This is a genomic window from Serratia sp. NPDC078593, assembly GCF_050268245.1.
In the GTDB taxonomy this organism is placed as follows: domain Bacteria; phylum Pseudomonadota; class Gammaproteobacteria; order Enterobacterales; family Enterobacteriaceae; genus JBNNGK01.
Genome location: NZ_JBNNGK010000005.1, coordinates 256,438 through 272,523, shown reverse-complemented (window position 1 = coordinate 272,523; position 16,086 = coordinate 256,438). Strand labels below are relative to the sequence as shown.

The 16,086-nt window shown below is 47.7% G+C and carries 11 protein-coding genes and 3 pseudogenes; 8 read left to right on the top strand and 6 right to left on the bottom strand.

Annotated elements, in window-relative coordinates; all coding sequences use genetic code 11:
• Nucleotides 1–26: 26 nt before the first annotated feature.
• Nucleotides 27–1,085 (bottom strand): phytoene/squalene synthase family protein, encoded by a 1,059-nt coding sequence (locus ACQKDS_RS08490; RefSeq protein ID WP_399668081.1) that lies wholly within the window; start codon nt 1,083–1,085, stop codon nt 27–29.
• Nucleotides 1,086–1,195: 110 nt separating this feature from the next.
• Nucleotides 1,196–2,749, bottom strand: coding sequence for an NAD(P)-binding protein (locus ACQKDS_RS08485; protein ID WP_399668084.1), 1,554 nt, complete (start codon nt 2,747–2,749; stop codon nt 1,196–1,198).
• A 322-nt stretch (nt 2,750–3,071) separates the two neighbouring features.
• Here ACQKDS_RS08485 and mrdA point away from each other — a divergent pair, with 322 nt between their 5' ends.
• From mrdA to ACQKDS_RS08470, 3 genes are all read left to right on the top strand, one after another.
• Nucleotides 3,072–4,997, top strand: coding sequence for a penicillin-binding protein 2 (mrdA, locus tag ACQKDS_RS08480; RefSeq protein WP_399668087.1), 1,926 nt, complete (start codon nt 3,072–3,074; stop codon nt 4,995–4,997).
• Nucleotides 4,998–5,098: 101 nt separating this feature from the next.
• The gene (locus ACQKDS_RS08475) at nt 5,099–6,817 is read left to right on the top strand and encodes a penicillin-binding transpeptidase domain-containing protein (protein WP_399668089.1); all 1,719 of its coding nucleotides are present in this window, start codon (nt 5,099–5,101) and stop codon (nt 6,815–6,817) included.
• A 118-nt stretch (nt 6,818–6,935) separates the two neighbouring features.
• Nucleotides 6,936–7,487 (top strand): YagU family protein, encoded by a 552-nt coding sequence (locus ACQKDS_RS08470; protein ID WP_399668092.1) that lies wholly within the window; start codon nt 6,936–6,938, stop codon nt 7,485–7,487.
• 75 nt (nt 7,488–7,562) lie between these two features.
• Here ACQKDS_RS08470 and ACQKDS_RS08465 read toward each other — a convergent pair whose 3' ends face one another.
• Entirely contained in the window at nt 7,563–7,751 is a 189-nt protein-coding gene (locus ACQKDS_RS08465) for a glycine zipper 2TM domain-containing protein (protein WP_399668691.1), read from the bottom strand.
• Between the two features lie 312 nt (nt 7,752–8,063).
• On the opposite strand from ACQKDS_RS08465, the gene ACQKDS_RS08460 reads away from it, so the two are divergent.
• Both ACQKDS_RS08460 and ACQKDS_RS08455 read left to right on the top strand, forming a co-directional pair.
• Complete coding sequence (locus tag ACQKDS_RS08460; RefSeq protein ID WP_399668094.1) at nt 8,064–8,537, top strand: Rrf2 family transcriptional regulator; 474 nt, start codon at nt 8,064–8,066, stop codon at nt 8,535–8,537.
• A 195-nt stretch (nt 8,538–8,732) separates the two neighbouring features.
• The gene (locus ACQKDS_RS08455) at nt 8,733–8,924 is read left to right on the top strand and encodes an AcrZ family multidrug efflux pump-associated protein (RefSeq protein WP_399668097.1); all 192 of its coding nucleotides are present in this window, start codon (nt 8,733–8,735) and stop codon (nt 8,922–8,924) included.
• Nucleotides 8,925–9,251: 327 nt separating this feature from the next.
• Here ACQKDS_RS08455 and ACQKDS_RS08450 read toward each other — a convergent pair whose 3' ends face one another.
• Nucleotides 9,252–9,833 carry a TetR/AcrR family transcriptional regulator gene (locus ACQKDS_RS08450; protein WP_399668100.1) on the bottom strand — a complete coding sequence of 194 codons (582 nt, stop codon included), beginning with the start codon at nt 9,831–9,833 and terminating at the stop codon, nt 9,252–9,254.
• 87 nt (nt 9,834–9,920) lie between these two features.
• Between ACQKDS_RS08450 and ACQKDS_RS08445 the strand changes: the two genes are divergently transcribed.
• Both ACQKDS_RS08445 and ACQKDS_RS08440 read left to right on the top strand, forming a co-directional pair.
• Nucleotides 9,921–10,820 (top strand): ABC transporter six-transmembrane domain-containing protein, encoded by a 900-nt coding sequence (locus ACQKDS_RS08445; RefSeq protein ID WP_399668103.1) that lies wholly within the window; start codon nt 9,921–9,923, stop codon nt 10,818–10,820.
• A 77-nt stretch (nt 10,821–10,897) separates the two neighbouring features.
• A pseudogene (locus tag ACQKDS_RS08440) lies at nt 10,898–13,980 on the top strand (multidrug efflux RND transporter permease subunit).
• A 54-nt stretch (nt 13,981–14,034) separates the two neighbouring features.
• Here ACQKDS_RS08440 and ACQKDS_RS08435 read toward each other — a convergent pair.
• The gene (locus ACQKDS_RS08435; RefSeq protein ID WP_399668106.1) at nt 14,035–15,294 is read right to left on the bottom strand and encodes an acyltransferase family protein; all 1,260 of its coding nucleotides are present in this window, start codon (nt 15,292–15,294) and stop codon (nt 14,035–14,037) included.
• 268 nt (nt 15,295–15,562) lie between these two features.
• Nucleotides 15,563–15,688 (bottom strand): annotated as a pseudogene (locus ACQKDS_RS08430) (DMT family transporter); the annotation flags it as partial.
• A gap of 1 nt (nt 15,689) precedes the next feature.
• Between ACQKDS_RS08430 and ACQKDS_RS08425 the strand changes: the two are divergent.
• Nucleotides 15,690–15,979: pseudogene (locus ACQKDS_RS08425) on the top strand (helix-turn-helix domain-containing protein); the annotation flags it as partial.
• Nucleotides 15,980–16,086: the final 107 nt, after the last annotated feature.

Genomic DNA, 16,086 nt, shown 5'->3' with positions numbered 1-16,086 from the left:
ATATAATAGGGTTTTATTTTATAAGTTTACTGATGTCGAGTTAACGGTGTTAATGGTAACTGGTATGTTACAAGAGAAAAAAGACCACGTACGGCAGGTTCATATCTACTGATAAGTTTAGTCAGGGCGATGGTACCAGTAACAGCAAAATGTGACACTTTTACCTCAGAACCAGAGGTGAAATGGAGACGGCTTTGCAGATTGCGCAGTGTTAGTACGGCTAATCCTATACTCCATAGGCAAAAAAGCCGTATGCCGACATGTCTGGATGACACAATCAGCGCATAATCAATAGCACGCCTCAAGTGTGCATGGGCAATCCCGATGAGTTCGGACATTGCTAATGTATAATTATTCTTTTGCGTACCCGAATGGAGTTCTTCAAGTTTAATGCCATAACGAATGAATATTTCACGTGGTAGCCAACAAACACCATGAGCGCGGTCTTCCCACTGATCTTTTAGAATATTTGTCATTTGTAGCCCTTGGCCAAATGATATGGCAAGAGACATAAGCTTTTTGCAATGGCATGAGAGTAAAGGATCATAGTCAATAAACAATTTGGTGAGCATTTCACCAACCACGCCAGCGACACAGTAGCAATACTGATCTAAATCCTGCAGGGTCTTTAGCCCAGTTAAACCAACCACGGACTGGAATTCATGCATGCCTTTAGACATGATTGTCAGGCATTCAATAATAGCAGCGTGTTGAGTGGGATTGAGATGTTGCGTAACCTCCAATATTAATGGAAGTCGTGACAACAGTTCCTTTTCACTTTGCGAAGTAGCCGATGTTAATTGGTTTTTTAGTTTGTTGATAAATTCTGTTGCATCAGCTTTTCCGGTTACTACATCGATAAAATTTTCCTCATAAATAATTTTTTGTTCGATAGATAATCCTGGTTCATCCTCGATCGTATCAGCAATTCGGCATAACAGGTAAGCATTGGTTACTACTGTACGTAAGGGGGTAGGCAATTGAGGAATAGTTAGAGCAAAGGTTCGCGATACTCTTGGTAATATATCTTGTTGATAACGGTACATATCAATATGAGAGGTTTTCAGATTATCAATTAGCGTCATAGGAATACCTCATAATCTTCAGGCTATAAAGTCGCAAACTAGCCTGTCAAAGGCTTGGTTACGTATTTGGTTTGACATATTCGAAGTATTATAATTCGGAGCGAAGAGGCTCAGGGTTTAAAGACACCAAAACCTCGTTCAGGTTTACGCCCCAATCGTGCCATCATTCCTTCTTTTAAAAACTGTGCTACGGCTTGTATTAGATTTGTCATAAGATGGAACCGTTCACGTCTAGGCATCGCTTTAAAAAGCGACAATATACTGAGGTCTCGCGAAAGAACCCGTGCAAAGGTGAGTAGGTCATGCGGTTCGGCTCGTAAGGTAAAAATACGCTCGCAAATGATGGGATCTATTTTACGAAACAGGCCAATGAATCCATCAAGCTGTTCCACCGTACCGTAAGAAAGGAAGCGCGTTACAACAGTATTCATGAAAAACTCCGCGTGTTTGGAATGTTTCTTGGCTAAACTGCGTAGTGATGCTTTATCAAGACGATTTTCATCAAGAAGCCGACTGAGTTGCTGGGCATAAGACGCATAGTTTTTAAGCACAAAGCTTGCTCCCCAGCCGCATGGTGTTGTCCATAACCCAGCATCGCCGATAAAATCAACATGATTCTGAGCCCGGCTACGGAAAAGATCACCAGAAGGATAACAACCAAATTTGAGTTCCTTAATCTGAACATTCTTGAATGCTTGAGCAGCAGGTTCATGCTTTAATATATTGAGGAACTCTGCTTTTGCGCGTTCCAATGAGATTTTATAGGGGCGTAAATAAAGCACTAAAGGAAAACTGGTTCGTTCATCAAAAATTTCATACTCAAAAATAGGACGACCACGATGTACTGGCGTAGAAGGATCGGCATTACTATCGGCAAATGTTTGCCAGAGCATGTAATCGCCAACTACCAGCGGATGTCCAGCTGTTGGTTCGCGAACGATATCTCCTTCAGGATGTTGGCAGATAGCGCCAAACACCGTCCACCAGTAAACATGTTTTTGTTTTTCGTTATAAGCTTTTAGAATATCAGAATCATGACCACTGGCATCCAGTAGTAACCTACTTTTGTATAATTTACTGCTGTAGCCTGAGGGATCTTTAATCAAAAATCGCACTTCTACGCCATCATCAATAACACGATGATCTTGATAGATATGCCCATTTTTAATATGTGAGCCATTCTTCTGGTCGATAATTTTTTGTTCCCAGTGGGCAATAAGCTTATATTCGTCAAGGTAAGGATAACGATCTGCCAAGGGTACTTTGGCAAACTGCTTGCTTTGCCAGTTTAAATCATATTTCTCGGGTTCATTGGCATTTGGCCCACTATAAGTTTTGGCTAAAAAACGCATGACTCCATTTGCTTTACGGCAGTGAACAATATCTGGGTTGTCATAGAGACAGTCATGAGGACAAAACCATGACTTCCTGATCTTACCTGGAGTATTCTTTGTTGTAATTTCTTCCTCCGTTGATTTTTGCATTCGAGCTTGACCGCGTTCTGGTTCGATTCGCGCATCCACTAACAGTACGCGATATTTTTTAGCAAGCTCGGAAGCAACAGATAACCCTGCAGGCCCAGCGCCAACGATAATGACATCATATATTGATTTCTGTGATTTTGTATCAGCGTTGACATGTTGCAGAGTTAATTTTTCTTTCATGCTTATCTCGCGATTCTTATTCAACTGATGAACAATAAACTATAGAATCTAATATGCTCATTGCCAAATACAACGTGCATTTTTTCTTTTAAGATAAATTGTAGATACCAGTACTTGAGTAAAATATTTATTTACTGATATTTTAGTTGGTTAGCTCTTATCCTGTAAGGTATCGACATTTTTAAACATGCTGAAACATTTCTGCCACATCATTAGCAACCTTTTCATGGGGCGCATGCCGCAATCGCGTTATCCTTGACCACTTTCCAATCCCTTGTTTTTTATTTGGGGAAGGTGCAGTCAGACAGGTAACTCTCCACCCATGGCATTATTAAAAGAAAAATTTCGTGACCATCCCGCCGAGGAAATGCTGTTTATCCGCCGCGCGAGCGTCGCGTTACTGCTGGTGGTGGTGTGCTTTAGTATTCTGATTTATAACTTGTATCGCTTGCAGATTAAGCAGCACGATTTTTACCAAACGCGCTCTAATCAGAACGACATCAAAATGTTACCGATTGCACCGAGCCGGGGGCTAATTTTCGATCGCAACGGTATACCGTTGGTGCGCAATATCACGCTCTACCGGATTAAGGTCACGCCAAGCAAAATTGCTGACATGAGCGGGTTGCTTAGCGCATTAACGCCGATTGTCGACTTGACCCCCGACGATATCACCGCTTTCCGTGATGAAATGCGTCACACCAGCCGCTATAAGCCGGTTACGTTAAAAGAGGAATTGAGTGAAGCCGAAGTGGCACGTTTCTCTGTCAACCAATTCCATTTTAACGGTGTCAGCGTCGAGGGCTATCAGCAGCGGCAATATCCCTATGGGGCGCAGTTAGCGCACGTCGTCGGTTATGTTTCCAAAATCAATGATAGCGACCTAAAGCGACTGAATGACGCGGGTGAGCGAGAAAACTACGCGGCCGATCGCAATATTGGTAAGCAAGGTATTGAGCGTTACTATGAGTCGGCGTTGCACGGTAGTACGGGGTATCAAGAAGTCGAAGTGGATAATCACGGTCGTATTATACGGCTGCTAAAAGAGCAGCCGCCTCGCGCCGGTAAAAACATCTACCTGACGTTAGATCTGCATTTACAACAATACATCGAATCACTACTGAAGGGGCAACGCGCCGCGGTGGTGGTGGAAGACCCACGTGATGGCAGCATACTGGCGATGGTGTCCAGCCCAAGCTATGATCCGAATCCATTCGTTAAAGGTATCAGCTACAAAGCCTATAACGCGCTGCTGGCGAATCCTAATCTTCCTTTGATCAATCGCGCGACGCAAGGGTTATATCCGCCCGCCTCGACGGTGAAACCGTATATGGCGTTATCGGCACTGTTCGCCGGGGTGATCACACCCGACACCACGTTCTTTGGCGCACCGAGTTGGACGCTACCCGGCACTCATCGCCGCTATCGTGATTGGTTGAAGAGCGGTCACGGTATGCTTAATGTCACCAAAGCGATAGAAGAGTCTGCCGATACTTTCTTCTACCAGGTGGCATTCGATCTGGGTATTGACCGTATACATTCATGGCTCAGCCAGTTCGGTTATGGTCAACCGACCGGTATTGATCTGCATGAAGAGTACAACGGTGTTCTGCCAAGCCGCGATTGGAAAAAGCGCGTTCACAAGCAGGTCTGGTATCAAGGCGATACCATTTCTGTCGGGATTGGTCAGGGCTACTGGATCGCGACCCCCATTCAGATGGTGAAAGCGCTAACGACGCTACTTAATAACGGCCACGTAAAAAACCCGCACCTGTTGTACTCCATGCAGCGCGGCAAGCGGATCAGTCGCTATCAGCCACCGATACAGACTCCGCAAGTTGGCGATCCCCAATCGCCGTATTGGGATATTGTGCGTGACGGTATGTATGGCATGGCCAACCGACCCAACGGCACCGGTTATAAATTATTCCACACGGCGCCTTATCAAATCGCGGCTAAATCCGGCACCTCTCAGGTATTTGGCTTGAAAGAAAATCAAGTTTATAACGCCAAAAAAATCCCTGTACGTTTGCGGGACCATATTTTCTACACCTTATTTGCCCCTTATCAGCACCCGAGAGTGGCGATGTCGTTGATTTTGGAAAACGGCGGGGGGAATGGCGTGGTGGCTGGGCCAACGGCGCGCGCGATCCTCGATTACATTTTTGATCCGGCCAATGCGCCTCCGGCAGGTGAACCGGAAAAAGTGAAAGTTTCATTGAGTGAGAGTGCCGATGTGCAACCGTAAACGTGTTTGGTGGTACTTTCTTACAAACTGCAATGATACGCCAGACTTTGTACGGGTAGACTTTATCGACCAATAATCACAATAAAAACGAAAGGTTAATAGTGGCACCATCATCTAAAAAAAGCGGTAAAAACTATTCTTCGCTGCGATTTGGTTGGATCTGCGCCGGGATCATTGCGTGTTTGCTGCTGCTGATGCTGAGAGTGGGTTATCTACAACTGATGGAGCATCAGCAATTAGCCAATCAGGCGGATCAGCGTTCGGTTCGCACGCAGGTGCTCCGAAGTAATCGCGGAATGATTACCGATCGCAATAATCAAGCCTTGGCGGTCAGCGTTTCCTCGAAAGACATCATACTTGACCCGAAACATATTATTGCCAGCCATACTCATACCGGCGATGAGCGTTGGCAACGCTTGGCAAATGTGCTGGAAATGCCGTTGGCTGATATCCAGCTCTTGATCCAGCACAATGCGCGCAAACGGTTCGTCTATCTGGCCCGTAAAGTGGAGGACGATAAAGCCGATTACATCAAAAAACTGCATCTGACGGGTGTCAGTAGCGAGCAAGATTTTAGCCGCTTTTACCCAATGGGGCAGGATGCCGCGGGGCTGATTGGCATCGTTGGTCAAGATAATCAGGGTTTAGAAGGTATCGAGCGGGGATTCAATCCTCTGTTACAAGGCAAGAACGGCGTACGGGTTTATCAAAAAGACGCTAACGGTGCGGTGATCAATGTTCTAAAGAATATCGAACCGGTACAGCCGCCCAATATCACGCTGAGTATCGACAAGTTTATCCAGTATGTCCTGTTTGCCCATATCCGTGATGGCGTGGTGGCTAATCAGGCCGATTCCGGCTGCGCGGTATTAGTGAAAATCGACACGGGTGAGGTGCTGGGTATGGCGAGCTATCCCACATTTAACCCCAACAACTACAGCAATACGCCGTCGAAAAATATCCGCAACGTGTGCAGCAGCGACAGTTTTGAGCCGGGTTCTACCGTTAAACCAATCGTGGTGATGGTGGGATTGAATCGTCATCTTATTCAGCCAGATACCGTTCTGGATACCACGCCATACCGCGTGAATGGTCATCTGATCCGAGATGTGGGGCACTGGTCGAAGTTGAGCATTACCGGCGTGCTACAAAAATCCAGTGACATTGCGGTATCGCATATCGCCTTGGCGATGCCTGCAACGGTGTTGCCTGAAGTCTATCAACGCTTTGGCCTGGGTAAACCGACCGAACTGGGTATTGGCAATGAAAGTAGCGGTTATCTGCCGCAGCATCGGCAACGTTGGGCTGACATCGAACGTGCGACTTTCTCGTTTGGATATGGCCTGCGGGTGACACCGCTACAAATGGCGCGTGAATATGCTGCGATCGGCGCGTTGGGTATTTACCGCCCGTTATCGATCACCAAAGTGACGCCGCCGGTGGTTGGGCAACGCGTTATGCCAGAAGCGGTGGTGAAATCCGTCGTGCACATGATGGAAAGTGATGCCTTACCAGGGGGAAGCGGGGTGAGCGCCGCCGTGCCGGGTTACCGTTTAGCGATTAAAACCGGTACTGCCGAAAAACTGGGCGACAGCGGTAAATATGACGGTGGTTACGTCAATTACACCGCCGGTGTTGCGCCAGCCAGCGATCCACAAGTCGCGCTGGTGGTAATGATCAATAACCCGAAAGCGGGTAAACACTTTGGCGGCTCGGTGGCGGGGCCGGTATTTGGAAAAATCATGGCACAAGTGCTTGAACATATGAATATTTTGCCGGATGCGCAGCCGCTGAATGTCATATCACGCATTAAAGGTTAACGTGATAAGCAAGCGGGGGCATGCATGCTAGCGCATGGCGGTGTTTATCTTTTAGCCCGCATGTGCAAAAAATGATAGCCATAAAATTCGACTAACCGTTTTAATTGAAGGGATATTTATGAAAATAGGGAATAAAACCAACGTTCGCATACTGATGTGGTCAACGATAGTTGGCGGATTCATTAGCTCGTTAGTTAAGTCGGGGACGGAAGCCAATATGCCACCGCGGGTGGCGGGGGAAATGTCGCCCCCTGCGCTGAATATTGACGCCTGGCTCGGATGGCTAGGGGTTAATTCCCACTCGCTGGATTACGTTTACCAAGGCATAACCATCCCCGGTGCAGTGATGCTTTATCACTGGCTGTTCAGCTTCGCCTTTGCGTTCTTATACGTGTTTATCTCTGCGCTGACACCTAAAATCAGGCTTTGGTACGGTGCGGCATACGGTATTGTTATTACGCTGGTCATGCATGGCCTGTTAATTCCCGCCTTGGGGTTCCGGCATCCTGCCTACCTTAGCGAGGGGAATGGATGGTTGTGGAACTTAAATGGGTATGAGTTTTGGAGTGAACTTATCGGCCATATTTGTTGGTCTGTATCCATTGAAATCAGTCTTATCGCGGTGCTGGCGATATTTTCAAAACCCATAAAGGGCGTATGGGCAAAATAATTCATGTATAGCCCCGGTTTTTCGCGGCTATACATGATCTTGAAATTACCGGAGCGGACATAACAGGCCGAAGGGTTAGCGGCCTGTTTGGTGACCAATAACGCCGCCCAATGCAGCGCCGCCTAATGTGCCCAACGTGCTGCCATCGGTTAATACTGCGCCACCCAGCGCACCGATACCGGCACCTACAGCGGTATTACGTTCGCGGTGAGACATATGGCCACAGGCCGTCACCGATAACGTTGCAATAATTAACACAGCCATGCCAGCGGTACGTTTAATGTTCATATTTTTTTCCTGGTAGTATTGAGGCATTAATCAATAATGCATCGTTGCGACGGACTTGATAAAAGTTGTGATGAATGTATTTCGCCGCACAGAAATAACATAGGGTAATAGTCTTAATTTTCTGTTTCGTCTGGTGCAACGGGGTATAAAGATAGCAGTCGCACGAAAAGCTTACGCTATGTGGCCTGTTGATTGACTTTCATCGCGCCCCTATTCACTATGTGTCTGTTCCGTCACAAAAGTGTCATTCTCAAGCGCTAACAAAAACCCCTTTTAGCAGGTGCCGACGTGTCTAGCTCAACCCGTTTTGCCGTTGCGATTCACATACTGACCCATATTACGTTGTTCCGTGGGCAGGCGGTGCGCTCGGAAGATATTGCGCGAAGTGTGAATACCAACCCGACAGTCGTGCGACGCATTCTTGGTGCACTGGCAGACGCGGGTCTAACCCATTCGCAAATGGGGCAAGGTGGCGGGGCATTATTAGCAAAATCAGCCGGTGATATTAGCCTACTTGATATCTATCACGCGGTGGAGGAACAGCCGTACTTTCCGTTGCATCGCTCGAAACCTAACGACGCCTGCTATATCGGCCATGCCATTATCCCCGTATTGAAGCATGAATTTGCGTGCATTAGCCAACAGATGGAGGCCACTCTGGCACAAACGTCAATGGCGGATATTGTCAGCCAAGTTGAAACCTGTGCGGGTTATCCCTTTGTGCCGTGTGAGTTTGCTAATCTGCCTGATCATCACCATTAATTCACGCACTGAATACGCTGCTATTAAAAAGCATTTTTTTGCATTGATCTAATGTGACTGTGTCAGTTACATTGTTCCACGCTTATTTGTGACCACTTTAGTCACAGATAAGCCAGGCTTAATCTATCAAGAAAAATCTCAGAGATGATTGTCTCTACGGGAGGGGATTTTTCAGCGCTAAATGCGGAGTGAACAGTGATTGAAATAGTAGAAAGCATAGCCATGGTGCTTATTATGGTGCCGGTGATGGTTGCCGTATTGCTTGGCGCAATTTATGGTCTCGGCGAAGTGTTTAACCTGATTTCAAATGTAGGTAAGAAGAAACACGACCGTGCGGCTAACACTGCGACGGCACAGCCTAAACCGGCCGAGCTGGCGAATAAATAATAAAAAAGTCTAATCGTTGCAAGAAGGGCGGCGTCCTTTTTGCAACCCGGTGGACTCTCAACCCGTCACATGATTTGACGCTACTCATTAATTTCCCACGTTGTCGTATTTGTACCAAAAGGGAATGGTGAAGCATTAACGTTTTTATATCGTCATACAGCCTCTCGTACGGCACGCCACCGAAAGAATTGAACGGATTATGGCATAGGCATCCGGCGTATCGTGGTGCATATTGTTGGTAAACTCGTTGTACATACACAACCCGACAGACCATTTTCAGCCGAAAACGATCAATTTTTGCTGTTCAGGGGCTGCCTTCTGGGGGCTTCAACCCGCCATAATATTTTGTTGGATAAAATCGTCGATATCCTCTTTCGTCTGCTTCACTAAACTTTCAGAGGGTAAGGTTAACAGGTGTTCCCCGTAACCGAATAGCATGGCGTCCAGCTGCCGCGCTACGCGTTGCGCATCAACAATGCGAAACGTATGCTCGTCCATACCAGACTGGATAATGTTCGTCAGCACCTGATGCCACTCATCCAGAAAAGTCTGCAGTAGACTCGCGTAGGCGTCGTCATAAGTTGAAAGTAGCCATAAAGAACCATATAGCTTTCGGGTTGGGTCAGGGGCGTCGGAAATCATGCCATCAATAAATTCCTGTAGTTTCTGGCTGGCGGATAAAGGCGCAATAATGGTGCGAAACTCTTCCAGCTCGTCGTTCATAAAGTTTGTTACTGCCGTGAGACTCAAGGACCGCCAGTCTTTAAAATAGTGATAAATATGGCTGCGAGATAGGCCTAAATATTCTGTCAGATCGCGCGTTGTGACCTTTTCAATACCTTTCTCGATAAACAATTCAACAACAGCCTTAAGAATTTTATCTCTCATTAACTCAGACTTGGTTTTCATCCTTCACCTCCATTGACTTTGAGCGATTGCTCAAATAGCATGTGTTGATTGTTGAGCGATTGCTCTATTTTAACAGAAGTGTCACTGATGAACACTGAAAGAATACCGGTGCCTTCCACAAGCGGAAGAGCCTCTGGCACCTTGAAACTACTGGCCAGTCGCTACCGCAAAAAACTGTTCTTTACTTTTTTGCTGGTGGTTGCTGAAAACGTCACCTATTTGTTGTACCCGATTCTTGCCGGCGTCTCCATTAACGCCATACTGTCCGGCCAGACATTAAACGCCGTGCTTTATGGGGTGATGATCCTCTTTATCTGGTGCCTGGGGGCGGTGCGCAGAAGTGTGGATACCCGAACTTTTGCCAAAATTTATGCTGCCTTGGCTGTCTCTGTGACCATGTCGCAACGTAAAAATAATCTTAATCATTCAACCGTTGCAGCACGCGTGGTGTTATCGAGAGAGTTCGTTGATTTCTTTGAATTGCACTTACCTATGCTCATCACTTCGCTAGTTTCGTTGATCGGTGCGGCGGTGATGTTACTGGTTCTCGAATTCTGGGCGGGTATTGCCTGCCTGGCCATTCTGGCTTTCTTGGCTTGTTTCTTGCCCGGCTTTGCCCGGAAAAACGAAACGCTATATAACAAGCTCAATAATCGTCTTGAAAAGGAGGTTGATTTTGTTACTAAGGCTACAACGTTATCTTTAAAGCGACATTATTCTACTCTCGCTAAATTACGTATACGCCTCTCTGATCGTGAAGCTATCGGGTATCTGTCGATTGGTGTGCTGGTCGCCATGTTGTTTAGCCTGACTATTATCTGGATGACGCAGTCGACCACGATCAGTGCTGGGCATATTTACGCTGTGATGACCTATATGTGGATGTTTGCTACCAGCCTTGATGATGGCCCACAGCTGCTGGAGAAATATTCGCAGCTTAAGGATATAGGCAAACGGGTAAGCACTGAAACAGAGGATGAAGAGTGATGGCTCCCTGCCTGTCACTGGCGGAAGCCATGCTGTCTGTTTTTTAACCATTCAGAAAACAATACGGATTAACTCTAATGTCTCAGTTTTTTATCGAGAGACCCGTCTTCGCCTGGGTTATCGCATTATTTATTATTCTCACTGGCGTTCTGGCAATTCCTAAACTCCCGGTGGCTCAATATCCCGCGGTGGCACCGCCTACCGTGTCGATATCGGTGAGTTATCCCGGCGCCACGCCGGAAACGATGAACACATCGGTTGTCTCTTTACTTGAACGTGAAATTTCAGGTGTTGATGACTTGCTGTATTTTGAGTCAACCAGCGATACGTCGGGCTCGGCATCTATTACGGTGACATTTAAGCCAGGAACCGACATCAAACTTGCCCAGATGGATATTCAAAACCAAATCAAAGTGGTTGAACCGCGGCTTCCACAAGCGGTGCGGCAGAATGGCGTGAGCGTAGAAGCGGCAAACTCAGGCTTTCTGATGATGGTAGGATTGAAATCGCCTTCCAGGACGTATCAAGAAGCTGATTTGAGCGATTATTTTTCCCGCAATGTTAGCGATGAACTACGTCGTGTTCCTGGCGTAGGTAAAGTCCAGTTGTTCGGTGCGGAAAAAGCCATGCGCATCTGGCTAGATCCGCTCAAAATGTACACTTTTAAGCTGTCAGTTAATGAGGTGATCGCTGCACTCAGCCAGCAAAATGTGCGGGTTTCACCAGGGCGTATTGGCGATGAGCCTGCGGCATCTGGTCAGCAGGTGACTTATCCACTGATGGTGAAAGGACAGCTCGCGTCGATAGAGGAGTTCCGCAATATTACAATTAGAGCGGATAGCAGCGGTGCTCGATTAAAGCTGGCGGATATCGCCCGGATCGAGTCCGGTCTGCAAAGTTATGCCTTTGCGATACGTGAAAATGGTTTGCCCGCGACGGCGGCGGCGATCCAGCTCGCACCAGGGGCTAATGCAATCAGTACGGCAGCAGGCATTCATGCACGGCTTGCCGAGCTTTCTGCCAACTTGCCGCAAGGAATGGCGTTCTCGGTACCCTTTGATACGGCCCCCTTTGTCAAATTGTCGATTGAGAAAGTCATCCATACTTTTATTGAAGCGATGGTTTTGGTCTTCTTGGTGATGCTGCTATTCCTGCACAAAATCCGCTGTACGCTGATCCCCGCTATTGTGGCACCCGTGGCGTTACTGGGCACCTTCACCGTCATGCTGCTATGCGGTTTTTCTATCAACGTACTGACCATGTTTGGCATGGTGTTAGCTATCGGCATCATTGTCGATGATGCGATCGTAGTGGTGGAAAATGTCGAACACCTGATGGAAGAGAACAAATTATTACCCCAGCAGGCTACGCGTGAGGCAATGAAAGAAATTACCCCAGCCATTATCGGTATTACTCTGGTGTTGACTGCCGTATTTATCCCTATGGGGTTCGCCAGTGGATCGGTGGGTGTTATTTATCGGCAGTTTACACTCTCTATGGCCGTGTCGATCCTATTTTCGGCATTTTTGGCACTGACGCTGACCCCGGCACTCTGTGCTTCTTTACTAAAGCCACAGAGTCATAAAGAGGGGCACAAAAAAGGTTTTCCACGTTGGTTCAACCGTCATTTCAATGCCTTCTCAATCCGTTATGAATCAGGGCTGCGATATGTGCTGAAGCGTTCTGGAAGGATGCTACTGCTGTACATTGCTCTTTGCGGTTTACTGCTGATTGCTCTGAAAAATCTGCCTTCATCATTTTTGCCGGATGAAGACCAAGGCTACTTTATGTCCTCCATTCAGTTGCCTTCGGATGCCACGATGGAGCGGACACGCAAAGTCGTGCAGCACGTAGAGGATGTCATCGCGACGCGTAAAGCTGTTGAGAGCAACGTTACGATCCTTGGGTTTGGTTTTTCCGGATCGGGACCCAACACGGCAATGGCGTTTACTACATTAAAGGATTGGCAACACCGAAACGGCGCGACGGCTCAGAGTGAGGCAAATTTTGTGCAAACTGCTTTGGAGGCGGTCTCTGACGCCACTACGCTGAGCCTGTTACCCCCTGCGATCTCTGATATGGGAACGTCATCAGGCTTTACGCTGTATATCGAAGACCGGGCAGGGAAAGGTTACCCTGCGTTGAAAGCGGCAACCGAAAAGCTCATCGCACTTGCTAGCAAAAGTTCAGTGTTAGCGGATGTCTACATTGACGGACTTCCAGAGGGGGTAAGTGTGTCGCTGGATGTAGACAGGGAAAAAGCCGAAGCCTTCGGCGTGTCATTTGATGAAATTAATCAGACGCTCTCTACCGCTTCGGGTTCTTATTATGTCAATGACTACACGGACAACGGCCGCGTTCGGCAGGTTATCGTCCAGGCTGACACCGCTTACAGAATGCAACTGACTGACTTACTGAAAGTGTCAGTCAAAAACAAAACGGGTGGAATGGTACCTCTTTCTGCTTTCGTAACACCGTCTTGGGTTCAGGCCCCACAACAATTAAATCGCTATCAAGGCTATCCCGCAATAAGGGTGACGGGCAGCGCCGCGCCGGGGCTGTCGAGCGGCAGCGCTATGGCGGAAATGGATCGCCTTGTGAGCGTATTACCCCAAGGATTCATCGCCGAGTGGGCGGGCAGTTCACTACAGGAAAGAGAATCCGCTTCTCAACTTCCAGCGCTTATTTTGTTATCTATCTTGGTGGTGTTTATGGTGCTGGCAGCACTCTATGAAAGCTGGTCAATCCCCTTTGCGGTCATGTTAGTCGTTCCGTTGGGGCTGATAGGGTCGGTGTGTGCGGTAATGGTTGCCGGTATGTCGAATGACATTTTTTTAGGGTAGGAATGATAACCATCATTGGGCTTTCGACCAAAAATGCCATATTGATCGTCGAATTCGCCCGACAATTACGCTCACAGGGTATGGATATGGTCACCGCGACCTTGCAGGCAGCGAGACAACGCTTACGGCCAATTATGATGACTTCGCTGGCCTTTACGCTGGGAGTGGTGCCTCTAATGCTTGCCAGTGGAGCCAGTGACAGAACCCAGCATGCCATTGGAACCGGGGTCTTTGGCGGTATGATAAGCGGGACTTTATTGGCAATATTTTTTGTGCCTGTATTTTTTGTTTTGGTCACCCGTATGTGTAAGAAATAAGGGCTTAGGCTAGTCCAAAGGGTCAGGGCACTAATCAGGTTAGTGCCCATAGCACTATTTTAAGTAGCGACGAGTCAGCCAAAGGCGTACGGGCACAACAAAACGCTCTTGGAACAGAAGACAAATCAATATGGTCAATGTCAGGTACAGTAGATAACCAGGCGTGGATAATTGCACGTTGCCAGCGGCGGCGATGCAAGCTTGCCAATCGTTCACACACAGGGAAGGTGCGCCGCGTATCAATTGCTCTACGGTACGGAACAGATTAAATAAAGGGACGTGCAGAGCAAATATTGACAGTGACGTAGCACCAAGCCGTGGCGACCAGTGTTCTAACCAGCGATTATTCTGCGGTAAGTGCAACAGTGCACATAACACCACCAAAATACACTGGGCTGGCAGCAGTAACCCATTGTGCAGTAAGAAATACCAGTGGCGTCCTTCGGTGCGAGTGATCAACAACATCGCCACCACAAAACAGCCTGCCACAAACAGGGCGGCGGCAGTCCGCCAGAAGATGCGTTGGCAAATCGCGGTATGGCGATAACGGGTAAATAACGCGTAACTGATAATACCGGCAAGAAATTCAGGCAAACGTAATAACGGGTTACGTTGTAACAAACCGGTATAAGGCATACCGTAAAGATGTTGCCAAACGGCCCAGACGGGTGGAAGCAAATAGAGTGCCCACAGTAGCATAAAGATTAATTTCGGCCAGCGTGACGACATCAGCCGTGGCGCTAACACCGGGAAAGTAAGATAGAAAAAGAAGAGGGTAGAGATAGACCAAAGCGGTGCATTAAATGTCAGGAAGTAGGGATTCCAAGCCTGCAACATAAACACCTGGAGCACCAAATTAAGTATCAGCTCTGGGTTGGTCATATAGTGTCGTAAAAGTTCACGCGCTTCAGACGACAATTGTTCATTAGTGTCATAAATCACGAAGCGCGGGCTGGCTGCCGCGCCTTCCGGCGGAATGGCCAACCATTGCATCAAAGCAACGACACCGATGGCTGATAAAAGAGCAACAATATGAATTGGATAGAGGTTGAACAACCGTTTTGCCCAAAAACGCTTGGTCGACTCGCGCATTTTACCGTCACGACTGTAGACGTGAGTCAGCAAAAAGCCGGATAACACAAAGAAAGTACTGGTCGCGAAGAATCCCATCCCACTGAGTTCAGACAAGAAAGGGATTGATTTAGCCTGCGGATAGACATGCAACGTATGATAAATCATGATGTAACATCCCAACAGGAAACGTAGCCACTCCAGGCCGATAAAATGTTCTGTCCTTTGGGTGGTTTTATCCATCTTTTCACCGAGTTATCTAGTACGTAGTTAGTGACCGATAGTATACCTGAACGATAATGATTTACAGATTGGAACATTTACCGCGCAAAGTTTAATTCAAATAGCGGGCAACATTACGGCGATAGCACAGCGGGCATTTGGAAAGTGTAAAAGGTCGCCCGCTCATCCTGAGCGAGAATCGAAAGTAGGCGTTGCGCTTTTAGGTATGGCGTACGAACGCCGCTTCGGCGCAGACGTCCGTAAGGGATGGGCGTAGAACCCCACACTGTCAGTGCAGAAAGCGCTCATACAGTCGATCGCCGAATAACATGATGGCGATCCCGCTCAGCATGACCAGCATGCCACATAATTTCAGCACAGAAACCGGCCGCCGGATGGCGCCCATTAGACCAAAGGCGCTGGGCGGTGTGGACCTCACCAGCCCTGCCGGGAAAATGACCATGTAGGTGATCTCGGCGGTGGCAGAGTTTGAGCGCGACCTGCTCATTGAGCGCACACACTTTGGTATTGCACGGGCCAGAGCATCAGGGAAACGCTTTGGACGCCCCTCCGCACTGAATGATGAACAGAAGCAATTAGTCCTGAACGCCTCAATATGGGGATGACTGTGAGTGCTGTGGCTCGTGAATTCAGCACCACCCAACAGACTATTCTCAGGGTAAAAGCAGCCGGTTCAGAGAGTTAGATCGCCGCATCTTACAAAATTTTACTTTTGTGTTCCCTTCCGGAAACGGCGATAAAATGTCCGCCAGTGTATGATAGCCCCGTATTTAACCCGATAAACCAAAAGGA